The organism is Nocardioides daedukensis (genome assembly GCF_013408415.1).
Classification (GTDB): Bacteria; Actinomycetota; Actinomycetes; order Propionibacteriales; family Nocardioidaceae; genus Nocardioides; species Nocardioides daedukensis.
This window is the reverse complement of the sequence record NZ_JACCAA010000001.1, coordinates 255,608-278,022: the sequence shown is the minus strand read 5'-3', so window position 1 is coordinate 278,022 and position 22,415 is coordinate 255,608. Positions and strand designations below refer to the sequence as shown.

Below are 22,415 nucleotides of genomic sequence, written 5' to 3'. Positions count from 1 at the left end.
CATGAGATTGACGGTTGTGGACGGAGCGTCCGCTCCGTGAGACTCCCTCCATGATCACTGTTGCGAATCAGCCGTTCCTCGTGGCCCGACGCCACGTGGACTACGGCCGTGTCCGCAGCATGATGTGTTGGCCTTCCTGACCTCCCGCAGCCCACGGCACTCGAACCTGAGCGCCCAGGAACGCGGGCGCCCAGACCGAACAGTCCCCGGGCGCCGGTCGCAGGCCAACCCGACGTTTCAACGTTGCAGCGTCGGAGCCTCGTATCGCGCGTCATGAGCAGCGCCGAAGGAACCGAAGATGAACGACGCTCCCGCAGCACGTACCACCACCCGTCCCCGCAAGGGCGAGGGCCAGTGGGCCCTGGGCTACACCGAGCCCCTGAACAAGAACGAGCAGTCCAAGAAGGACGACAACCCGCTCAACGTTCGGACGCGGATCGAGAACATCTACTCCAAGCGCGGGTTCGACTCGATCGACCCGGCCGACCTGCGTGGACGCTTCCGCTGGTACGGCATCTACACCCAGCGCGCACCGGGGCTCGACGGCGGCAAGACCGGCGCCCTGGAAGAAGAGCAGCTCGACGACCGCTACTTCATGATGCGAGTCCGCAGCGACGGTCGCCTGCTCAACCCCGAGCAGCTGCGCGTCCTCGGTGCCATCTCCACCGACTTCGCCCGCAGCACCGCCGACATCACCGATCGCTCGAACATCCAGTACCACTGGATCGAGATCGAGGACGTGCCCACCATCTGGGAGCGCCTCGAGGCCGTCGGCCTGAGCACCGAGGAGGCCTGCGGTGACTCGCCCCGCGGCATGCTCGGCTCCCCCGTGGCCGGTGTGGCCAAGGACGAGATCATCGACGGCACCCCCGCGATCGCCGAGATCAACAAGCGCCGTGCCGGGAACCCCGAATATTCCAACCTGCCGCGCAAGTTCAAGACCTCCGTCAGCGGCCACCCCAGCCTCGACGGCGCCCCCGAGATCAATGACGTCTCCTTCGTGGGCGTCGTACACCCCGAGCACGGCCCCGGCTTCGACCTGTGGGTCGGCGGCGCGCTGTCCACCAACCCGTTCCTGTCCGAGCGCCTGGGCGTGTGGATCCCGCTCGACGAAGTCGCCGACGTCTGGGAAGGCGTCATCTCGATCTTCCGCGACTACGGCTATCGCCGACTCCGCTCGCGTGCCCGCCTGAAGTTCCTGGTCAAGGACTGGGGCGGCGACAAGTTCCGCGAGGTGCTCGAGACCGAATATCTCAAGCGTCCGCTGATCCGCAACGCGTCGCCCGAGAAGGCCACCCGCAACGGTGACCACATCGGTGTACACGAGCAGAAGGACGGCAACTTCTACATCGGAGCCGCTCCCGTCGTCGGACGTATCAACGGCGAGCTGCTCACCTCCCTGGGCGACCTGATCGAGGAGCACGGCGTGGCCGGTGTCCGCTTCACGGCCTACCAGAAGCTGGTCCTCATCGGCGTCGCGCCGGACAAGGTCAACGCCGTGGTCGAGGGCTTGGACCGGATCGGTCTGCAGGCGAACCCGTCCAACTGGCGCCGCTCGACGATGGCCTGCACCGGCATCGAGTTCTGCAAGCTGGCCATCGTGGACACCAAGCAGCGGGCCCACGACCTGATCGCCTCGCTCGAGCAGCGATTCCCCGAGCTGGACACCCCGATCACCGTCAACGTGAACGGCTGCCCGAACTCCTGCGCCCGTACCCAGGTGGCTGACATCGGCCTCAAGGGTCAGCTCGTGCTTGATGACGACGGCAACCAGGTCGAGGGCTTCCAGGTCCACCTCGGTGGCGGCATCGGCCTGACCACTGCGCTGGGTCGCAAGCTGCGTGCCCACAAGGTCACCAGCAAGGGTCTCGACGACTACGTCACCAACGTCGTCAACGTCTATCTCGCCCAGCGCAACCAGGACGAGAGCTTCGCGGCCTGGGTCGCCCGGGCCGAGGACGTGGACCTTCGCGGCGAGAAGACTCTCGAGGTGGTTTGAGTGTCGACGCGTTCACAGGCCAACTACTGCCCCTACTGCGGGGATGCGGAGCTGCGTCCCCATGACGCCCGGCCCGGGTCCTGGGAGTGCCACTCCTGCCAGCGGATCTTCACCCTGGACATGCACGGAATGATCAACCGGGAAGGGAGCGGAGCATGAGTGCCCCGACCGCTGCCGCCCGTGCCTTCCGGGGCAGCCACACCGCAGACCGTTCGCCCGAGGAGCTGCGCGAGATCGTGTCGCACGCGGGCGCCGAGCTCGAGCTCGCGCCTGCCGAGGACATCATCGAGTGGGCCGCGGCCACGTTCGGTGAGAAGTTCTGCGTGACCTCGTCGATGGGTGACGCCGTGCTGGCCCACCTCGCGGCCAAGGTCGCGCCCGGTCTGGACGTCGTCTTCCTCGACACCGGCTATCACTTCGCGGAGACCATCGGTACCCGCGACGCCGTCGAGGCGACGATGGACGTCAACCTGGTCACGATCGCTCCCGACATCACCGTCGCCGAGCAGGACGCCATACACGGCAAGGACCTCTGGAAGACCGACCCCGACGCGTGCTGCGCGATCCGCAAGGTGAAGCCGCTCGCGGACTCACTGGCCGGCTATGACGCCTGGGCCACGGGGCTGCGTCGCGCCGAGACCCACAACCGGGTGATCGCACCGGTCATCGGCTGGGACGCCAAGAAGGGCAAGGTCAAGGTCTCGCCGATCGCCCGGTGGAGCGACGAGGACGTCGAGCGCTACATCTCCGAGAACGGCGTCCTGGTCAATCCGTTGGTCTACGACGGCTATCCCTCGATCGGCTGCTGGCCCTGCACTGCGCGGGTCGCACCCGGTGAGGACCCACGCTCCGGCCGCTGGGCCGGACAGAACAAGACCGAATGCGGGATCCACACGTGATCGCATCGGCCAGCACCACAACATTCAGTCTCGGGATTGAACCATCAGCGACAACGGCGTCGTTCACATCCGATCGTGAAGGGAGGCAGTAACCATGACTGCTCCTGCTCTGATTGCCCTCGCACACGGAAGCCGTGACCCTCGGTCCGCCGAGACGATCACCGCCCTCGTTGCCGAAGTCCGCAAGATGCGACCAGACCTCCGCATCGAGACGGCCTTCCTCGAGCTGTCGAAGCCGTCCTTCGGCTCCGTGGTGACCAAGCTGGTCAAGGCCGGCTACGACGAGATCGTCGTCGTACCGCTGTTGCTCAGCGACGCCTACCACGCGAAGGTGGACGTGCCCACCGCCATCGCCGAGCAGACCTCGAAGCACGAGGGCCTGCAGATCCGCGCGACGGACATCCTCGGCCTCGAGCCGGCCTTCCTGGAGATCCTCGACCTGCGACTGCGCGAGGCACTCAAGACGGCTCGGGTCCGCGAGCTCGACGCCCTGGTGCTGGCCGCAGCTGGTTCCACCGACCCGCTGGCCAACCAGGCCGTGGCTCGTCTGGCCCGGCTGTGGGGCACCCACCACAAGCTGCCGGTCAAGGCCGCGTTCGCCACCGCGACGCCGCCCGCCACCGGTGAGGCCGTGCGCGCCTTCCGCGGGGAGGGTCGGCGTCACATCGCGGTCGCCTCGTTCTTCCTGGCTCCCGGGTTCCTGCCCGACCGGGCCACCGAGCTGGCGCTCGAGGCCGGTGCCGTGGCCGTGGCGGATCCGATGGGTGCCCACCCCGAGCTGGCCCGGACCATCCTGGCCCGATATGCCGTCGGTGCCGTGGAGCTCGTTCCCGTCTGAGTCGAACCTGCATCTCTTGTGCCTTGAGCCGGCAATTCTGGTGGTCCTGCCCAGAGTTGCCGGCTCGAGCAGCAACAAGTGCTGGTTCGGCGCGCAACAACTGCAGGCTGGACGCGCAACAACTGCCGGTTCGTCAGCTGACGAGCTGGGAGACCAACCGCTCGAGCTGACGCTCCGGGTCGCTGGTGATGCCACCATGCACCGGGCCCGGCTGGAGCACGGTCGAGCGCGGAGCCTTGAGGAAGCCGAAGCGGGTGCCGATCGGCTTGGTCGCCGCCGCTCCCCCGCGTGCGTCACCGCGGCAGACACCCTCGACATAGTCCAGCGCACTGCACACCCGATCCAGGTCCAGTCCCGGCGCGAATGCGCTCAGTCGCTCACGGTCGACGTGCCACGCGACCCCGAGGAACTCGGTGGCCTGGCAGTGCAGCACCACGCCCACGTTGACGAACTCCTCGCGCTCGACCCGGGGCACGCAGCGCAGGACGACGTACTGGTAGGACAGCTCGCTCATGCGCCGTCCTCCAGTGGCAGCCACTGACGGGTGGCCAGACGAGCGGTGAGGAAGCGGACGTACGCCGCCCGCACCGCCTCGGCGTCCTCGGCTCCCGGGACGGGTTCAAGCCACGAGTCGGGGACCTCGCCGAGGATCTCGGCGAAGACCTGCTCGTCGAGCAGGCCGGAGATCTCCTCGTCCGCGGAGCCGAGGCCCTCACGATGCGCAAGCAGGACATGGTCGTCCGGGTCCCACGGCTGACGGGCGAAGCGCTCGTGGTCGGTGATGCCACCGCTCCAGGCGTGGTGGAAGTAGAGCGAGGCGCCGTGGTCGATCACCCACAGGTCACCGTGCCAGACCAGCAGGTTCGGATTGCGCCAGCTGCGGTCGACGTTGGCGATGAAGGCGTCCATCCACAGGATCTTGGCGGCCACCCCGATCGCGGTCTGGGTGTCCTGGTCGAAGCCGAAGGAGCCGGGTAGGAAGTCGACACCGAGGTTGAGGCCCACACTGGCACGCAGCAGGTCCTGGACCTCCTCGTCAGCCTCGTAGCGCGCGATCTCCGGGTCCAGCTCGAGCGCCACCAGCCTGGGCGTCAACAGTCCGATACGCCGGGCGAGCTCGCCGACGATCACCTCAGCCACCAGGACGCGCAGTCCCTGTCCGGCGCCGCGGAACTTGCACACGTAGGTGCCCAAGTCACTCGCCTCGACGATGCCGGGCAGCGAGCCGCCCTCGCGCAGGGGCGTGACGTAACGGGTGACCGCGATCTGCTCGATCATGCTGGTCCTGTCCTGTCAGTCGCCTTGTCGGTTCCACTGTCGGTTCCAGCGTCGATCGGCGTCTCGTCGGTCAGCCGACGCCTCTGCTCCTCGACATCGAAGTCGGCCTCGGGCCAGGCCAGGTCCAGCCCGAGCAGGGCCTCACGCAGGAGCTGGGCGACCGCCAGGTTGCGATACCACTTGCGGTCGGACGGTACGACGTACCAGGGCGCAGCGGGTGTGTTCGTCCGCTCCAGGGCGATCCGATAGGCCTCCTGGTAGTCGCTCCACAGCATCCGCTCGTCGATGTCGCCGGGGTTGAACTTCCAGTGCTTGGTCGGGTCGTCGAGCCGCGCGAGCAGGCGCTCCCTCTGCTCGTCCGCAGAGATGTGCAGCATCACCTTGATGATGATCACCCCGTCGTCGACGAGGCCCTGCTCGAACGCGTTGATCGCGTCATATCGGCGTTCGATCTCTGCTTCATCGGCAATGTCGCGGACCCGGCCGATCAGGACGTCCTCGTAGTGCGAGCGGTCGAAGACCCCAACATATCCGGGCCCTGGCACTGCCCGCTCGATGCGCCACAGGAAGTCGTGGGAGAGCTCCTCCTCGGTGGGCGCCTTGAAGGAGGTGATCCGTACCCCTTGGGGATCCACCAGCCCGATGGCGTGGCGGATCACCCCACCCTTGCCGGAGGTGTCCATGCCTTGCAGCACGAGCAGCACGCGACGAGTCGAGCCGGTGGTGCGCTCGGCGAAGAGCTGTTCCTGCATGTCGGCGAGCTCGGGCCCGAGGTCGGCGAGCGCCCGCTCACCGTCGTCCTTGTTGCCGTCGAAGCCGGGCTTGGCGTGGGTGTCGATCGCAGAAAGGTCGACCGGACCGGTCGGCAGGCGCAGGAGGCCTGAGAAGAGCGCGTCGGTCATGGACTCACCCTATGGCGAGCGGACAGCGTCCGGTCGCCGCCATTCCGAGAACCCCGCTCCGCGTCGATCTCACCCGGCGATCCGGAGGACATCGAGACTGTTGCCGACCACGGTCGCCGTGCTGCCATCGCTCTGGGGTTCGTCGAACCACACTCCTTCGACGAACCCGGCCTTGGCCAGGATCCGTAGCGACGCTGCGTTGCGGTGGTCGGGTGCCGCGAAGTAGGTGGTGGCCTGCGGGAACCGGTGCCGGGTGCGCTCGATCCACGCCCACAGCATGCGTACGCCGATGCCGCGCCCGAGCCAGGCTTCCTCCCCGATCGCATAGTCGAGCCCGATCGCGTCCGGGGCGCCGGCAAGCAGCGCGAAGTCGGGATAGTCGGCGATGCGGTAGTCCTGGATGAACCCGATCGAGCGCCCGTTCACCTCCACCACCCACCTCCGGGTGGGGGTCTGACCGTCGATGTCGGGCCCGTAGGCCGCGGTCACCGTCTCCAGGTCCGGGGAGCCGTCGGTGGCCCACCACCGGTGCACGTGCCCGGTGGATCGCCAGCGGGAGACGTCGGGCAGGTCACCGCGAGTCATCGGTCGCAGGGCCACCCGCACGTCGGGCTCCACGCAGAACAGCTTCACCTCACCCGACAGGTCCAGGGCCACCGGGTCTCCGGTGACACTCGCCGCGATGCGCCGCGCTGCCTTGGCCCAGGACTCGTCCGCACGGGCCACACCGCTCAGCTCACGCCCACCGTGTCGAACGCAGATGTGCTCGGACATGGGTGGAGCCTAGTGCGTTTCCACTCAGGCCGTCGGGGGTGGAAGTCGTGAGCGGCAACGGGGATCCGGGAACCTCCGGCCGGCGTCGCCCACCCACTGGTCACCCAGTCACCAGTGGCAACTCACCAGTCGCCCGCGACCTGGTCGACCCCACCCGTGTCCGGGTCATCAGGGTCGGCGTTGAGCTCTTCGCGGACCACCCGGAACGCGAGACCGGGTGGATAACCCTTCCGGGCGAGCATCCCGACCAGACGTCGGGTGGCCACGTTGGGCTCGAGAGCGCGCATCGTGCGCAGCTTCTTGCGCACCAGCAGCCGGGCAGCGGACTCCTCGTCATCGGGATCGATCTCGTCGAGCGCGTCGCGCGCCACCTCGTCGTCGATCCCCTTGCGGCGCAGCTCCTGGGCAAGGGCGCGTCGAGCCAGTCCCTTGCCGGGCTGCCGCGAGGCGATCCAGGCACGGGCGAAGGCCTCGTCATCGATCAGTCCGACTTCCTCGAACCGGTCGAGCAGCGTCGTCGCGATGTCCTCGGGAACGTCCTTTTTGGCCAGCTTGGTGGCCAGTTCGGCACGCGAACGCGCCTGGCCGGTCAGCTGGTCCAGCAGGATCTTGCGCGCCACGGCCTCGTGATCGGGCTCGGGGCCGAGGTCACGGTCCTCGGGAGGCTCCTGTGTCCGGCCGGAACCACGGCGACGGTTGCCACTGCGGCCACCCTCGCCCCAAGCGCCCCCACTGCCCCGAGCACCCCGAGCACCTCGAGCGCTTCGGGTGCCCCGTGCGGAGCGTCTGCCGCTGCGCGAGGACGAATCCTCGGCACCGGCGTCGTCCGGAGCCTGGGTGCCGAATGTTCGGTTGCCGGATGTCTGCGCGCCGAATGTTTGCGCGCCGGCTGCCTGGTGATCGAGCTCAGCGCTCGAACCGACATCGCCGCCGGTCGACTCGCGCACGGCGTCGACCACCCAGTCCGGGGCGGACGCCACCCAGGCGTCCACCCCAGCACTGACGTCACCTTGCCACTCGGGAGTGGAGGAGGACATCGTCAGAAGTCGATGTTCGTCGGCTCTTCGGCAAGCGCGTCGGCCGGGTCGGCAACGGACGGACCGACGCCGAGCTTCTCCAGGATCTTCTTCTCCAGCTCGTTGGCCAGGTCCGGGTTGTCCTTGAGGAACGTGCGCGCGTTCTCCTTGCCCTGCCCGAGCTGGTCACCCTCGTAGGTGTACCAAGCGCCGGCCTTGCGGACCAGGCCCGCCTCGACGCCGACGTCGATCAGGCCACCCTCGCGGGAAATGCCCTTGCCGTACATGATGTCGAACTCTGCCTGCTTGAACGGCGGCGCGACCTTGTTCTTGACGACCTTGACCCGGGTCCGGTTGCCGACCATGTCGGTGCCGTCCTTCAGGGTCTCGATGCGACGCACGTCGAGACGGACCGAGGAGTAGAACTTCAGCGCCCGACCACCCGTGGTGGTCTCCGGCGAACCGAACATCACGCCGATCTTCTCGCGCAACTGGTTGATGAAGATCGCGGTGGTGCCGGAGTTGTTCAGGGCACCGGTCATCTTTCGCAGCGCCTGGCTCATCAGTCGAGCCTGTAGGCCGACGTGGCTGTCACCCATCTCGCCCTCGATCTCGGCCCGGGGAACGAGCGCGGCCACGGAGTCGATGACGATCAGGTCGAGGGCACCGGAACGGATCAGCATGTCTGCGATCTCCAGCGCCTGCTCACCCGAGTCGGGCTGGGAGACCAGCAGGGCGTCGGTGTCGACGCCGAGGTTCTTGGCATATTCGGGGTCGAGCGCGTGCTCGGCGTCGATGAAGGCCACGATGCCGCCGGCTGCCTGCGCGTTGGCGACGGCGTGGAGGGCGACGGTGGTCTTACCGGAGGACTCGGGGCCATAGATCTCGACCACACGGCCGCGCGGGAGACCGCCCAGGCCGAGGGCGACATCGAGTGCGATCGAGCCGGTCGGGATGATCTCGAGCGGTGCGCGGGTCTCGTCGCCGAGGCGCATCACCGAGCCCTTGCCGAACTGCTTCTCGATGTTGGCGAGGGCTACGTCGAGGGCCTTGCCGCGGTCTCCAGCCATGGGGTTCACGTCCTTGTCAGATGAGGTCGATGTGATGCCACGGACGTTAGACCGGACCACCGACAATGGGTGTCGACCACCTTCAGGGCTGTGGACAACCCCGGTCGACGCCCCCAGAATAGACCGAACACCTGTTCGATCAACTCCGCGACACGCGGGACGATTCAGCGATCCACGAGCGGCAGGTCCAGCGCCTTCCACACCGCGAGCCAGACCTCCTTGGGAGTGTCCCCCGCCGCCAGCGCTTCGTTCACGGTGCGTGAGCCGAGCTCACTGACCGCATGCGTCTCCGCCCAGGAGCGCGCATAACCGGAGCCGAGCGCAGCCTCCATCCGGTCCCAGAACTCGGTGTGCCTCATGCCTGCGGGTCCTGCGTCCCCGGCATTGACGTTCCCGGCGACGCCACGGTGGCCGACAAGGTGGCCGACACGTCCCACGCATGGTGGACCACGTCGTGCAGGTGGTAGACCGCGATCGTGGCGAGGGTGAAGGCGGAACCGTTGCTCCGCAGGCCGCTCCGCTGCCAGGCAGCGTCCCCGTCCGAGTGGTCGGGCACCTCGTCGTACGCCGTGGCCACCGCGTCGGCGAACGCGCTCAGCTCACCCGCGACCACTGCCGGGGATCGGCCCGCGTAGTCACCCTCGAGGGCGGCGACGTCCTGGTCCCAGTTGGCGAACTCCGGCGCATCCTGATCGAGCATGGACTGCACCCGCTCGAGGAACACCCGGTGCACGTCGCGCACGTGGCAGGCATATTCGAGCGGCGACCACACGCTGGGCGTGGGCCGTTGCGCGACGTCGGGGCGACCCAGCACCTCGGGCCACAGCTCGGCGTTCTCCCGGATCAGTGCGGCGACGGACGTGGGAGGTGTGGCGCCCGCGTCGAAGCCGCATTCGGGGCACCGGGAGTCGATGACCCAGGTCCAGTCCTTGGTGTCCGGCACGATGCCCTCTGCTGCGCTCACGCCCACATTGTGACCGACGGGTCGAAGGGCACGAGTCCCGACCTGCGAACATGGAGGTTATGCCTGACTACGCCACCCGTTCTGCGACCGAGCAAGATCTCGAGGACATCGCAGCGATCTACTCCCACGCGGTGGACACGTCGCTGGCCACTTTCGACCTCGACGCACCGGACCTGGACTACTGGCGCGCCCGACTCGACGGCGACCACCCGGGTGATCATCTCCTCGTCGGCGTCGACGACGACGACAATGTGGTCGGCTATGCCTACTCGTGGTCCTATCGGCCCCGCCCGGCCTATGACACCACCCGTGAGACCTCGATCTATCTCGACGAGTCGGTGCGGGGCAAGGGCGTCGGCAAGCTCCTCTATCCCGCACTCCTGGAGACGATGGCGGTCTCCGGGGTGCACACCGCGGTCGCACTGGTGGCGCTGCCCAACCCGGCCAGTGAACGGCTCCATCTGGCCTGCGGCTTCGAGAAGACCGGGCAGCTCCGGGAGGTCGGCTGGAAGTTCGGGCAGTGGATCGACGTGGCCTGGTACCAGCGGATGCTGGTCACCCTGCCGTAGGCCCGGCCCTCAGGTCAGCAGGAGCTTGTCCAGGCGGCGGCGTACCAGGATCAGCCCGAGCACGCCCATCACCACGAGGTAGATCACCGACACCGCACTCGCCCAGGACAGCGCCCCCGTGGTCAGCTCACGGCAGAGCACCACACCCCGATAGAGCGGCGTCGCCTCGACGATCCAGCGGGTCACGCCGTCGAAGGCGGTGATCGGGAAGAAAGTCGCGGAGAACAGGAACATCGGCAGCTGCAGCAGGGTGATCTTGTCGAAGTCCTGGAACGACTTCATGTAGGTGGTCAGCCCCATGCACACGGCACTGAACGCGAACCCGATCAGCAGCGCCGCCGGCAACGCCAGGATCGCCCACCACGAGTGGATCATCCCCATCGCCAGCATCACCAGCAGGAACGCCGCCGAGTAGGAGGCGCCGCGCAGCTGACCCCACAGGATCTCCCCGCGAGCCACGTCGGCGGTGGTCAGCGGCGTGGCGAGCATCTGGTCGTAGAGCTTGTCGTACTTCAGCTTGAAGAAGACGTTGTACGTCGAGTCCATCAGCGCACCGTTGAACGCACTGGCCGCGAGCATCCCCGGCGCCACGAAGTCCGCGTAGGGAATGGTCTGGCCGTTGAACTGGAAGCTGTCGATCAGCTGGCCGACACCGATCCCGATGGAGAACAGGTAGAAGACCGGCTCGAGGAACCCGGTCACGAAGAGCTTCCAGAAGCGCTTGTACGTCGTGTAGTTGCGGTAGGTGATCACCGCCATTGCTGCGCCGGGCGAGAGCGGCACGAGCGGATCGGGTCGGTCCTGCGCGTGGTCGGCCATCAGTCCACCATCCGCTTCTCGAGCCCGCGGATGGCGAACCACCAGCCGAACGCGGTGACGGCGACCAGCACCAGCAGGTGGATCCCGGCCAGGGACCAGTCCATCGTGTCCAGGCAGAGCATCCGCGACAGGTTGACCCCGTGCCACAGCGGGGTGACTCGGGCCAGCCACTCCAAGACCACGCCGAGGTTGGAGATCGGGAAGAAGGCGCCCGAGAAGAGCATCAACGGCACCACGCCGATCCGGAAGATCAGCCCGAAGCCCTGCTCCGAGGTCATCCGTGCGCTGATCCCGAAGATCACGGTGCCGAAGGCCATCCCGACCAGGACCTGAACGAAGAACGCCAGGATCGGACCCCACCACGACTCGAAGACACCGAACGGTGCGAGGACGAGCATGAAGACGGCACAGGCCGACGCGACCCGGGACAGCACGAAGACCAGGTGGGCGTTGACGACGTCACGCGCACTCAGGGGTGTGGCCAGCTGTGCGTGGTAGGTCTTGTGCCACTTGATCCCGCCCATCACCGGATAGGTGGTCTCCTCCACCGCGAGCTGCATCGCGTGGGCCGCGACCAGTCCGGGGACGATGAAGGCCAGATAGCTCGTCGCACCTTCGAGCTGGTCGGGGTCGCCCTCGATGAAACCGCCCAGCAGCACACCCATGCCGAGGACGTAGAACAGCGGCGCGCCGAAGCTGGAGATGATCCCGCCGCGCCAGGTGCGCTTGAAGACCGTCCACCAATAGTCCATCTGCCGGCCGATGCCGACCGAGATCGGGAGCTGGTTGGCCATCAGTCCACCAAGGATCGTCCGGTGAGGCGGAGGAACACGTCCTCGAGGCTGGAGCGCCGGACCAGCGTGGCCACCGGCTCCAGGCCACGATCGTGCACCTTGGTCAGCACTTCCTCGCCGTCGTCGGTGTAGACCAATAACCGATCGGGCAGCACCTCGACCCGATCGCCCAGGTCCTGCACGCGCTCGGCGAGGTCCGCATGGGTGTCCTCGCCCGAGGCGACCCCGAACCGGAGCTCGGCCACTTCCCGCGTGGAGTGCTCACGGATCAGCTGCAACGGTGATCCCTCGGCGGCGACCACGCCCTTGTCCATCACCACGAGCCGGTCGCACAGCTGCTCGGCCTCGTCCATGTAGTGCGTCGTGATCACCAGGGTCACCCCGGCGTGCTTGAGGCGGTAGAGCTGGTCCCAGAGCACGTGGCGCGCCTGCGGGTCCAGCCCGGTGGTCGGCTCGTCGAGCAGCAACAGCTCGGGCTTGTTGATCAGCGAGCGGGCGATGGTCAACCGGCGCTTCATCCCGCCGGACAGCTCCTCGACGGTGGCCCGGGCCTTCTCGGTGAGCATGGCGAACTCGAGGAGCTCGTCGACCCGCTCGTTGACGACCTTCTTCGGGATCCCGAAGTAGCGACCGTAGATGTAGAGGTTGTCGCGGACGTTGAGCTCGTTGTCCAGCGTGTCCTCCTGCGGACAGACCCCGATCCGGGCCCGGATCGCCGGCCCGTGGGTGGCCGGGTCCATGCCCAGGATCCGCAGGGTGCCGCCGGTGACCGGCGAGACCGCCGCGATCATCCGCATCGTGGAGGACTTGCCCGCTCCGTTGGGACCGAGGAACCCGAAGGCCTCCCCCTTGCGGATGTCGACGTCGATGCCGCGCACCGCCTCGAGGTCGCCGAAGGACTTGCGCAGGCTCGACGCATGGACCATGGATTCCGTCACGGATCCGACACTAGTGCCCTCGCTGCGGCAGTCGGGGGCGTCGTCTAACCTCGGCGCCATGGAACCGCTGCTGATCCGCAACGTCTTCCCGGTCCCCCTCGGCAAGGACGAGGTCCCGGCCGGGAGCCCTGTCGATGTGCTCGTGGCCGACGGCACCGTCTCCGCGCTCGGCCCCGATGTCAGCGGGGCCGACGTGGCGGGCCTCGAGGGTGAGCCGCCCCGGGTCTTCGACGCCGACGGACGCTGGATCATCCCGGGCCTGTGGGACCAGCACGTCCACCTCGGCCAGGTGGCGATGACCTCGACCCGCCTCGACCTCTCCACGACACGGTCGCCGGAGGAGGCGACGTACTTCGTGCGTGAGCGGTTGGCGATGCGGCCCGACACCCCCCTGGTCGCCTTCGGCCACAGGTCGGCGACGTGGGAGCGCGAGCCCACGGTCGCCGAGCTGGACGAGATCTCGACCTCGGTCCCGATCGTGCTGATCTCCGGCGACGCCCACCACGCCTGGATGAACTCCGTGGCCCTGCGCTCGCTCGGCCTGGCCGAACGCGACGACGTGGTCCGCGAGGCCGAGTGGTTCGCCGCCTATGCGGATCTGGAGGCCGTCGTGGGGCAGGAGGCCACCCCGGAGGCCTACCGCCGGGCGCAGGCCGAGGCCGCCACCAAGGGCATCGTCGGTGTGGTCGACTTCGAGTTCAGCGGCGGCGCCGACGAGTGGGCCCAGCGCTGGGCTCAAGGAGCCGACCTGCTCAGGGTCAGGATGGCCACCTATGCCGAGGGCCTCGACTCGGTGATCAACCGGGGCCTGCGCACCGGGGACCCGCTGCCGGGCTGCGAGCTGGCCACGATGGGCCAGCTGAAGATCATCTCGGACGGTTCCCTGAACACCCGTACGGCGTGGTGCTGCGATCCCTACGCCGACTCCGGCGACCTGCTGTTCCCCCAGGGCTATCCGAACCAGACCAGCCACGACCTGCGGATGCTGATGCTGCGCGCGCACCAGAACGGGCTCGAGATCGCTGTGCACGCGATCGGCGACGCCGCGGTGCACGAGGCGCTGGACTCGTTCGCGGTCACCGGAGCCAACGGGTCGATCGAGCACGCTCAGCTGATCCGGACCCAGGACATCCCGCGTCTGGCCGCCTCGAGGCTGCGGGCCTCGGTACAGCCGGCGCACCTGCTCGACGACCGTGACGTGACCGAACACTGCTGGCCCGACCGGATGGACCGTTGCTTCAGCCTCCGATCGATGCACGACCAGGGTGTCGACCTGCGCCTGGGCTCGGACGCACCGGTCGCGCCGTTGGATCCGTGGTTGGCGATGGCAGCGGCCGTGCATCGCAGTGGCGACGAGCGCGAACCGTGGAACGCCGCGGAGTCCCTCACCGTTCGCGAGGCCCTCGCGGCCTCCACCGACGGTTGGGGCACAGTCGCCGTGGGCCATCCGGGCGACCTGGTCCTGCTCGACAACGACCCCCTGCTCGCCGTGGGCGACTCGGCCGCGACCAGCGCCTACCTGCGTGCCATGCCGGTGGCTGCGACGTATGTCGCCGGACGGCTGATCGCACCTCTGTGGGACTGACCCAGGGGCTGGCCCAAGAACTGGCCCAGCGACTGACCCAGGGACTGGCCCGCTCCCGACCGGCCCGCCTCTGACCGGTCTCCGGCACCGCGAAGCGACCTCGTTGTGGGTGCGATGAGGAATGATGGACCAATGGCCGCCCTCGAGCAGTTCAGCGAACCCACGCGTGCGTGGTTCTCTGCGGCTTTCGCCGAGCCGACGCCAGCCCAGGACGGGGCCTGGACATCGATCGGTGCCGGCCACCACTCCCTGGTCGTCGCCCCGACCGGGTCCGGCAAGACGCTGTCGGCGTTCCTGTGGTCGATCGACCGGCTGCTCACCTCGGAGCCGATCGACAAGAAGCACCGCTGCCGGGTGCTCTACGTGTCGCCGCTCAAGGCACTGGCCGTCGACGTCGAGCGCAACCTTCGCGCCCCACTGACGGGCATCCGACACACCGCGGACCGGCTCGGTACGACGACCCGCGAGGTCACCATCGGCCTACGCTCCGGCGACACCTCGGCGGCCGACCGGCGCCGGTTGGTCACCACTCCGCCGGACATCATGATCACGACTCCCGAGTCCCTCTTCCTGATGCTCACCTCTCAGGCCCGCGAGGCTCTGCGCGGGGTCGAGACGGTGATCCTCGACGAGGTGCACGCCGTGGCCGGGAGCAAGCGCGGCGCCCACCTGGCCCTGTCCCTGGAACGCCTGGACGAGCTTCTCGACAAGCCCGCCCAGCGGATCGGCCTCTCTGCGACCGTGCGTCCCCTGGACGAGGTGGCGCGCTACCTGGGTGGCTCCCGCCCGGTCGAGATCGTGGCGCCCGCCTCGGAGAAGACCTGGGACCTCAAGGTGGTGGTCCCGGTCGAGGACATGGCCCAGATCGGCCAGGTGATCGAGGACGACCTCGAGGGCCCGGCCTCCAGCGCCCCCAGCCGCTCCTCGATCTGGCCCCATGTCGAGGAGCGCGTGGTCGACCTCATCGAGCAGCATCGCTCCACCATCGTCTTCGCCAACTCCCGCCGCCTCGCCGAGCGGCTGACTGCCCGACTCAACGAGATCGCCACGGAGCGCGCCGAGGCCCGCGACCACGCCCGCGACCTTGTCCGCGACCAGGCCCGTGACCACGCCGCCTCCGGCGAGGAGCTCGCCCCACCCGACCCAGACGAGTCCGAGCACGCGGCCGACGACACCGAGACCTCGACCGCACACAGCTCCTTCACGACGGGCAGGCCGTCCGCGGTGGAGGCGCAGTCGGGCACCAGCACAGGCGCCGCGACGATCATCGCCAAGGCACACCACGGTTCGGTCTCCAAGGAGCAGCGCGCCGCGATCGAGGACGACCTCAAGCGGGGCCGGATCCCCGCAGTCGTGGCGACCAGCTCGCTGGAGCTCGGCATCGACATGGGCGCGGTCGACCTGGTCATCCAGATCGAGTCCCCACCCAGTGTGGCCAGCGCACTGCAGCGCGTGGGTCGGGCCGGGCACCAGGTCGGCGAGACCTCGCGTGGAGTCCTGTTCCCCAAGCACCGGGGCGACCTGGCCCAGACCGCGGTCGCCGTCGAGCGGATGCGGTCCGGGGCGATCGAGTCGCTGCGGGTGCCGACCAACCCCCTCGACGTCCTGGCCCAGCAGGTCGTCGCCGCCACCGCCCTGGACGAGTGGGACGTTGATGAGTTCTTCGCGCTGGCTCGGCGTACCGCCTCCTTCGCGGCGCTGCCCCGCTCCGCCTTCGACGCGACCCTCGACCTGCTCAGCGGCAGATATCCGAGCGACGAGTTCGCCGAGCTCCGCCCGCGGATCGTGTGGGACCGGGTCACCGGTCGGATCACCGGGCGCCCGGGGGCGCAGCGCCTCGCGGTCACCAGCGGCGGGACGATCCCCGACCGTGGCATGTTCGGGGTCTTCCTGGTCGGCGAGAAGGTGAACCGCGTCGGCGAGCTCGACGAGGAGATGGTCTACGAGTCACGGGTCGGTGACATCTTCGCCCTCGGCGCGACCAGCTGGCGGATCGAGGACATCACCCACGACCGCGTCCTGGTCACACCCGCGCCCGGCATCCCGGGCCGGTTGCCGTTCTGGAAGGGCGACACCCTGGGCCGCCCGGCCGAGCTCGGCGAGGCGATCGGACGGTTCACCCGCGATCTGGGTGCACTCACTCCGGCCAAGGCCGTCTCCCTGGCCCGGGAACAGGGACTGGACGATTGGGCGGCCGGAAACCTGGTCGGCTACCTCACCGAGCAGCGCGAGGCCACCTCCGTGCTGCCCAGCGACACCACGGTGCTGGTGGAGCGGTTCCGTGACGAGCTCGGTGACTGGCGCCTGGTGGTGCACTCCCCCTACGGCACGCCGGTCCATGCCCCCTGGGCGCTGGCCATCAATGCACGCCTGCGCGAGCGCTACGGCGTCGAGGCGTCCGCGGTGGCCTCCGACGACGGCATCGTGCTGCGCATCCCCGACACCGACGCCGAGCCCCCGAGCGGGGACATCGTGGTCTTCGCGACCGACGAGATCGAGGACCTGGTCACCACCGAGGTGGGCGGCTCGGCGCTGTTCGCCAGCCGCTTCCGCGAGTGCGCCGCGCGTGCCCTGCTGCTGCCCCGCCGCGATCCCGGTCGTCGCTCCCCGCTGTGGCAGCAACGACAGCGTTCGGCACAGCTGCTCGAGGTCGCCGTGAAATATCCGTCGTTCCCGATCGTCCTCGAGGCCGTGCGCGAGGTGCTCCAGGACGTCTACGACCTGCCCAGCCTGGTCACCCTGCTGGGCCGGATCGACCGCCGGGAGATCCGGGTGATCGACGTGGCCACCCAGCGCCCCTCTCCCTATGCGCAGAGCCTCCTGTTCGGCTACGTCGCCCAGTTCGTCTATGAGGGCGACTCCCCCATCGCCGAGCGCCGCGCTGCCGCGCTCACCCTCGATCAGGGCCTGCTGGCCGAGCTGCTGGGCCGCGCCGAGCTGCGCGAGCTGCTCGACCCCGACGTCCTCACCGAGGTCGAGGCCGAGCTGCAGCGCCTCGCCCCGGACCGTCGGGCACGCGACGCCGAGGGCGTGGCCGACCTGCTCCGGCTGCTCGGCCCGCTGACGGTCGGCCAAGTCGCCGAGCGCAGTGTCGACGGAGCTGACGTCACCAGCTGGCTCGAGTCGCTCTCCGACGTACGCCGTGTCGTCGAGGTTCGGATGGCCGGCGAGCTCCGGTGGACCGCGATCGAGGATGTCGCCCGCTTGCGCGACGGACTCGGTGTGCCGGTCCCCCCGGGCACCCCTGATGTCTTCACCGAGCCGGTCGAGGATCCGCTCGGCGACCTGGTCGCACGCTATGCCCGCACCCACGGTCCGTTCACCACCGCCGACGCCGCTGCGCACCTCGGCGTAGGTGTCGCGGTGGCCCGCCAGACGCTGCTCCGACTGGCCGGGTCGGGCCGCGTTCTCGAGGGTGAGTTCCGGCCCCACGGTTCCGGCGACGAGTGGTGCGAGGCCGAGGTGCTGCGCAAGCTGCGGCGCCGCTCCCTGGCCAGGCTCCGCAAGGAGGCCGAGCCCGTCGAGCCCGAGGTGCTGGGCAGGTTCCTGCCCCAGTGGCAGCACCTGTCCACGGCGCAGACTCGGGGCAACCTGCGCGGCATCGACGGCGTGCTGTCCGCGATCGAGCAGCTCGCCGGCTGTCCGGTGCCGGCCTCCGCGCTGGAGCCGCTCGTGCTGTCGACGCGGGTGAGTGACTACGAGCCGTCCATGCTCGACGAGCTCACCGCCACCGGCGAGGTCGTCTGGTCCGGACACGGCGTCCTGCCGGGTTCAGATGGCTGGGTGTCGCTGCACCTGGCCGACCAGGCGCCGCTGACCTTGCCGGAGCCCACCGACCTCGAGCTCGGCGACGACCACCAAGCCGTCCTCGATGCTCTCGCGCCCGGGGGTGCCTGGTTCTTCCGGCAGCTCGGCCAGGTGGTCGGCTCCACCAACGACGCAGCGCTGGCCAGTGCCCTGTGGGACCTGGTCTGGGCAGGGCGCGTCACCAACGACACCCTCGCCCCGCTGCGCGCGCTCACCTCGACCGGTACGCCGGCTCATCGTTCACGACGCGCCGCCCCGCGGGTCAGCACCAGCCGGGGCCGACCGGTCCGGGGCCGCGCTGCGATGCCGAGCCGATCCGGTCCGCCGGCGACCGCCGGCCGGTGGGCGCTCCTGCCCGAGCTCGACCTCGACCCGACCCGGCGCGTGCACGCCAAGGCCGAGTCGCTCCTCGAACGGCACGGCATCGTGACCCGTGGCGCGGTCGCGGCCGAGCGCGTCCCCGGCGGCTTCGCGGGCGTCTACAAGGTGCTCTCCGCCTTCGAGGAGACCGGCCGCTGCCGGCGGGGCTACTTCGTGGCGGGGCTCGGCGCCGCGCAGTTCGGCAGTGCCGGTGCGGTCGACCGGCTCAGGACGTATGTCGACCTGCCCGACGGCAACAAGCCGTTCGCCGTGGCTCTGGCCGCCACCGACCCGGCCAATCCGTTCGGTGCCGCGCTCGCCTGGCCCGAGCGCACCACCGAGGAAGCCGGCCACCGACCCGGGCGCAAGGCCGGAGCGATGGTGGTACTCGTCGATGGGGCGCTGGCCCTCTATGTCGAACGGGGCGGACGCACCCTGCTCACGTTCACCGATTCGCTCGACCGGCTCGGACCTGCCTGCACAGCGCTCGCCGAAGCAGTGCGACGTGGTGCACTGGGCAGGCTCACGGTCGAGAAGGCCGACGGCACCGCCCTCCTGGGTGACGCCAGCACCCCGCTGCGCCAGGCCCTGCAGGACGCCGGGTTCGTGGCCACACCGAGAGGACTCCGGATCCGTGCCTGAAGGCGACACCGTCTGGCGCACGGCACGCGCCCTCGACAAGGCGCTCAGCGGCGCCCGCGTCACCCTCAGCAACTTCCGGGTCCCCGCCCTGGCCGAGCTCGACCTGCGCGGCGAGATGATCCACGGCACCGTCTCGCGCGGAAAGCACCTGCTCACCCGCGTCGGCGAGAACACCACGATCCACACCCACCTGAAGATGGAGGGCGCCTGGCACCTCTATCGTGCCGAAACCCGGTGGCAGCGACCCGTCGAGCAGGCCCGCGTGATCCTGCGGACCCCGCGCTGGATAGCCGTCGGTTTCTCGCTCGGCATCCTCGAGATCGTGGCCACCGACGCCGAGGACTCCGTCGTGGGACACCTCGGTCCGGACCTGCTCGGCGAGTGGGAGCCCGATGAGGCCGTACGCCGACTCTCCACCTCGCCACCGGAACGAACCGTCATCGAAGCGCTGCTCGACCAGCGGAACCTGGCCGGGATCGGCAACCTCTATGCCAACGAGCTGTGCTTCCTCAGCGGTGTCCGTCCCGATGCCCCGATGGGCACCGTCACCGGCCTGCCGCGCCTGGTCGCTCGAGCCAAGTCGCTGCTGGATGCCAACAAGGAGCGGCGCACGCAGACGACCACCGGGAACACCCGGCACGGCATGCAGAACTGGGTCTACCGCCGCTCGGACCTGCCCTGTCACCGGTGCGGCACGGTGATCCGGACGACGATGATCGGCGAGCCCGGCCGCGAGCGGGCGGCGTACTGGTGCCCGTCGTGCCAGCCCGACCTGATCGGCTGACTGACCTCAGGCCGCTCTACCAACTGCGGTCAGACCGCTCCACACATTGCGGTCAGGCCGCTCCACATATTGCGGTCAGGCCGCGGAAGCCACCACGTCGCGGCCGCGCGCACGCACCGGAATCGGGGTGGCGGCGATCTTGAGCGCGCGTTCCTCGACGGCCACCGCGTGGCTCACGTCGCGCAGCACTTCGGAGAGCGGGACCTCGAGGGCGTTGCACAGGGAGGCAAGGAGCTCGGAGGAAGCCTCCTTCTGACCACGTTCAATCTCGGAGATGTAGCCCAGGCTCACCCGCGCCTCCGCAGAGACTTCGCGCAGGGTCAGGCCACGACGCATCCGCTGAGTGCGAAGCACCTCACCGAGCAGTCGACGAAACAGCACCATGAGCCTGTCCTCCTTGTGTTGATGACGCAACGCTACCTGTTCCCCAATTCTTCCCGTGCAGCACTACGCCGACGGCTCAAAATTCATCCGCTCCCCAAGGACCGGCCAGTCGGCCCCGCCGCGGGTGCATCAGGGAACACAGATCACCGCGTGCCGACCACATCGACAGCGATGTGGATACCTTGGCAGGCATGGCCCAACAACCCATCGAGGACTATGCCCTGCTCGGCGATCGGAACACCGCGGCCCTGGTCGGTCGCAACGGCTCCATCGACTGGCTCTGTCTGCCCCGCTTCGACTCCCCGGCCTGCTTCGCCGCCCTGCTCGGCACCGAGGAGCACGGGCACTGGCAGTTCTGCCCGGTCGAGGAGTTCGAGACCACCAGGCGGTACGTCGGCAACTCGGCCGCGCTGGAGACCACCTTCACCACATCCACCGGGTCGGTCACGATCCTGGACGTCATGCCGATCGGTGACGGGCGCGCCGACGTGGTCAGACACATCACCGGAGTGACCGGCACGGTGCTGATGCGCCACGAGTGGGTGGTCCGGGCCGCCTACGGCAAGGTTCGGCCATGGGTTCACCGGCGCCACGTGGACGAGCTCGAGGTCATCGTTGCCGTCGCCGGGCCGGACCAGCTGGCACTGCGCGGCCCGCGACTCCCCCACGCCGTGGACCACGCCCACCGTGACGAGTTCGAGGTCTCTGCCGGCGACGAGCTCACCTTCTCTCTGACCTGGGTGCCCTCCTGGGTCGAACTTCCCGCCTCGATCGCGGACCGACCCCTGATCGAGGAGACGATCCGGGAGTCGGAGACCTGGACCAGTCGTTGTCGCCAGGACGTGCCACATCGCGACGTGGTGGTGCGGTCCCTGGTCACCCTGCGGCACCTGACCCATTCGGCGACCGGCGGAATCGTCGCAGCGCCCACCACGTCCCTGCCGGAGGACTTCGGCGGCGAGCGCAACTGGGACTACCGGTTCTGCTGGCTCCGCGACGCCTCCCTCACCCTCGAGGCGCTGGTGGCGGGCGGGTTCACCGAGGAGGCCGGGCTCTGGCGTGACTGGCTGCTGCGCGCGGTCGCCGGTGACCCGGAGGACCTGCAGATCATGTACACCGTCGACGGATCCCGCGAGCTGCCCGAGCGCACCCTGGACCACTTGCCGGGCTACGCCGACTCGCGACCGGTGCGGATCGGGAACGGAGCCGTGGACCAGAAGCAGAGCGACGTCCTCGGTGAGGTGATGATCGCCTTGGACGTGGCCCGACGGGCCGGGCTCGAGACCAGCCAGGACGCCTGGCACCTGCAGCGCGCCCTGGTCGACGACCTCGCCACCCACTGGCAGGAGCCCGACAACGGCCTGTGGGAGATCCGGGGGCCCTTGCGCCACTTCACGCATTCCCGGGTGATGGTGTGGGCTGCGTTCGACCGAGGGATCAGGGCCGCGCAGGACCACGGTTTCGAGTGTTCCCTCGATCGGTGGATCGAGATCCGGGACGCGGTGCGTGCCGAGGTGCTCGAGCGCGGCTTCAACGCCGAGCGGAACACCTTCACCCAGCACTACGACACCACCGAGGTCGACGCCTCGCTGCTGGTCCTGCCCCTGGTCGGCTTCATCGAAGGAGATGACCCGCGGATGCTGGGCACCATCGCTGCCGTGGAGAACGACCTGCTGCGCGACGGATTCCTGCTGCGCTATCGCACCGAGTCGGGTGTCGACGGGCTGGCCGGCGACGAGCATCCCTTCCTCGCCTGCTCGTTCTGGTTGGTCTCCGCGCTCGTCGCTGCTGGTCGACTCGACGACGCACACCGGCTGTTCGACCGACTCGTCGCGCTCGTCAACGACGTGGGGTTGCTGGCCGAGGAATATGACCCGATCAACCGAAGGATGGCCGGGAACTTCCCGCAGGCGTTCAGCCACCTGACCCTGGTGCAGGCCGCCTTCCGCCTCGCTGCTGCTGACTGATCTCCTGGCGCACGCCGACGCCCGGA

The 22,415-nt window shown here is 68.9% G+C and carries 21 protein-coding genes; 9 read left to right on the top strand and 12 right to left on the bottom strand.

The features are described 5' to 3' along the window. The first annotated feature begins 298 nt into the window (after positions 1–298). The 4 genes from BJ980_RS01360 to BJ980_RS01345 all read left to right on the top strand — a co-directional run bounded on the left by BJ980_RS01360 (position 299) and on the right by BJ980_RS01345 (position 3,736). Positions 299–1,999, top strand: a complete 1,701-nt coding sequence (locus tag BJ980_RS01360) for a nitrite/sulfite reductase (protein ID WP_179500645.1) — start codon at positions 299–301, stop codon at positions 1,997–1,999. Next, positions 2,000–2,158, top strand: coding sequence for a hypothetical protein (locus tag BJ980_RS01355; protein ID WP_179500644.1), 159 nt, complete (start codon positions 2,000–2,002; stop codon positions 2,156–2,158). Beyond that, positions 2,155–2,898: a phosphoadenylyl-sulfate reductase gene (locus tag BJ980_RS01350; RefSeq protein ID WP_179500643.1), complete on the top strand. Its 744-nt coding sequence runs from the start codon at positions 2,155–2,157 to the stop codon at positions 2,896–2,898. Before BJ980_RS01355 ends, BJ980_RS01350 begins: the two co-directional genes overlap by 4 nt. 94 nt (positions 2,899–2,992) lie before the next feature. Beyond that, positions 2,993–3,736 (top strand): sirohydrochlorin chelatase, encoded by a 744-nt coding sequence (locus BJ980_RS01345; protein WP_179500642.1) that lies wholly within the window; start codon positions 2,993–2,995, stop codon positions 3,734–3,736. Between the two features lie 133 nt (positions 3,737–3,869). On the opposite strand, the gene BJ980_RS01340 is transcribed toward BJ980_RS01345, so the two are convergent. The 8 genes from BJ980_RS01340 to BJ980_RS01305 all read right to left on the bottom strand — a co-directional run bounded on the left by BJ980_RS01340 (position 3,870) and on the right by BJ980_RS01305 (position 9,740). After that, the gene (locus tag BJ980_RS01340) at positions 3,870–4,250 is read right to left on the bottom strand and encodes a DUF3037 domain-containing protein (protein WP_179500641.1); all 381 of its coding nucleotides are present in this window, start codon (positions 4,248–4,250) and stop codon (positions 3,870–3,872) included. After that, positions 4,247–5,014, bottom strand: coding sequence for a HipA family kinase (locus BJ980_RS01335; protein WP_179500640.1), 768 nt, complete (start codon positions 5,012–5,014; stop codon positions 4,247–4,249). Before BJ980_RS01335 ends, BJ980_RS01340 begins: the two co-directional genes overlap by 4 nt. Continuing rightward, complete coding sequence (locus BJ980_RS01330) at positions 5,011–5,916, bottom strand: polyphosphate kinase 2 family protein (RefSeq protein ID WP_179500639.1); 906 nt, start codon at positions 5,914–5,916, stop codon at positions 5,011–5,013. The genes BJ980_RS01335 and BJ980_RS01330 overlap by 4 nt, the downstream gene beginning before the upstream one ends. 69 nt (positions 5,917–5,985) lie before the next feature. After that, positions 5,986–6,690 (bottom strand): GNAT family N-acetyltransferase, encoded by a 705-nt coding sequence (locus BJ980_RS01325; protein WP_179500638.1) that lies wholly within the window; start codon positions 6,688–6,690, stop codon positions 5,986–5,988. Positions 6,691–6,812: 122 nt separating this feature from the next. Further along, positions 6,813–7,727 (bottom strand): regulatory protein RecX, encoded by a 915-nt coding sequence (locus tag BJ980_RS01320; RefSeq protein ID WP_179500637.1) that lies wholly within the window; start codon positions 7,725–7,727, stop codon positions 6,813–6,815. A gap of 2 nt (positions 7,728–7,729) precedes the next feature. Continuing rightward, entirely contained in the window at positions 7,730–8,776 is a 1,047-nt protein-coding gene (gene recA, locus BJ980_RS01315) for a recombinase RecA (RefSeq protein ID WP_179500636.1), read from the bottom strand. Between the two features lie 164 nt (positions 8,777–8,940). After that, on the bottom strand, positions 8,941–9,135 hold the full coding sequence (locus BJ980_RS01310; RefSeq protein WP_179500635.1) for a DUF3046 domain-containing protein: 195 nt from the start codon (positions 9,133–9,135) through the stop codon (positions 8,941–8,943). Then, positions 9,132–9,740, bottom strand: coding sequence for a DinB family protein (locus tag BJ980_RS01305; protein WP_179500634.1), 609 nt, complete (start codon positions 9,738–9,740; stop codon positions 9,132–9,134). The genes BJ980_RS01310 and BJ980_RS01305 overlap by 4 nt, the downstream gene beginning before the upstream one ends. A 59-nt stretch (positions 9,741–9,799) precedes the next feature. Here BJ980_RS01305 and BJ980_RS01300 point away from each other — a divergent pair, with 59 nt between their 5' ends. Further along, entirely contained in the window at positions 9,800–10,309 is a 510-nt protein-coding gene (locus BJ980_RS01300; protein WP_179500633.1) for a GNAT family N-acetyltransferase, read from the top strand. A 9-nt stretch (positions 10,310–10,318) separates the two neighbouring features. Here the strand turns inward: BJ980_RS01300 and BJ980_RS01295 are convergent, their stop codons facing one another. The 3 genes from BJ980_RS01295 to BJ980_RS01285 are packed head-to-tail and all read right to left on the bottom strand — an operon-like array spanning position 10,319 to position 12,860. Continuing rightward, a complete protein-coding gene (locus tag BJ980_RS01295) occupies positions 10,319–11,128 on the bottom strand; it encodes an ABC transporter permease (protein WP_218855380.1) in 810 nt (269 codons plus the stop codon). Further along, a complete protein-coding gene (locus BJ980_RS01290) occupies positions 11,128–11,922 on the bottom strand; it encodes an ABC transporter permease (RefSeq protein ID WP_179500632.1) in 795 nt (264 codons plus the stop codon). Before BJ980_RS01290 ends, BJ980_RS01295 begins: the two co-directional genes overlap by 1 nt. Next, a complete protein-coding gene (locus BJ980_RS01285) occupies positions 11,922–12,860 on the bottom strand; it encodes an ABC transporter ATP-binding protein (protein ID WP_425490267.1) in 939 nt (312 codons plus the stop codon). Before BJ980_RS01285 ends, BJ980_RS01290 begins: the two co-directional genes overlap by 1 nt. Before the next feature lie 58 nt (positions 12,861–12,918). Between BJ980_RS01285 and BJ980_RS01280 the strand changes: the two genes are divergently transcribed. The 3 genes from BJ980_RS01280 to BJ980_RS01270 all read left to right on the top strand — a co-directional run bounded on the left by BJ980_RS01280 (position 12,919) and on the right by BJ980_RS01270 (position 20,038). After that, positions 12,919–14,445, top strand: coding sequence for an amidohydrolase (locus tag BJ980_RS01280; RefSeq protein WP_179500631.1), 1,527 nt, complete (start codon positions 12,919–12,921; stop codon positions 14,443–14,445). Between the two features lie 132 nt (positions 14,446–14,577). Continuing rightward, the gene (locus BJ980_RS01275) at positions 14,578–19,254 is read left to right on the top strand and encodes an Lhr family helicase (protein WP_179500630.1); all 4,677 of its coding nucleotides are present in this window, start codon (positions 14,578–14,580) and stop codon (positions 19,252–19,254) included. Next, positions 19,247–20,038: an Fpg/Nei family DNA glycosylase gene (locus tag BJ980_RS01270; RefSeq protein ID WP_179500629.1), complete on the top strand. Its 792-nt coding sequence runs from the start codon at positions 19,247–19,249 to the stop codon at positions 20,036–20,038. Before BJ980_RS01275 ends, BJ980_RS01270 begins: the two co-directional genes overlap by 8 nt. A 75-nt stretch (positions 20,039–20,113) precedes the next feature. Here BJ980_RS01270 and BJ980_RS01265 read toward each other — a convergent pair whose 3' ends face one another. Further along, positions 20,114–20,422 (bottom strand): helix-turn-helix domain-containing protein, encoded by a 309-nt coding sequence (locus BJ980_RS01265; protein WP_179500628.1) that lies wholly within the window; start codon positions 20,420–20,422, stop codon positions 20,114–20,116. 191 nt (positions 20,423–20,613) lie between these two features. Between BJ980_RS01265 and BJ980_RS01260 the strand changes: the two genes are divergently transcribed. Continuing rightward, a complete protein-coding gene (locus tag BJ980_RS01260; RefSeq protein ID WP_179500627.1) occupies positions 20,614–22,389 on the top strand; it encodes a glycoside hydrolase family 15 protein in 1,776 nt (591 codons plus the stop codon). Positions 22,390–22,415: the final 26 nt, after the last annotated feature.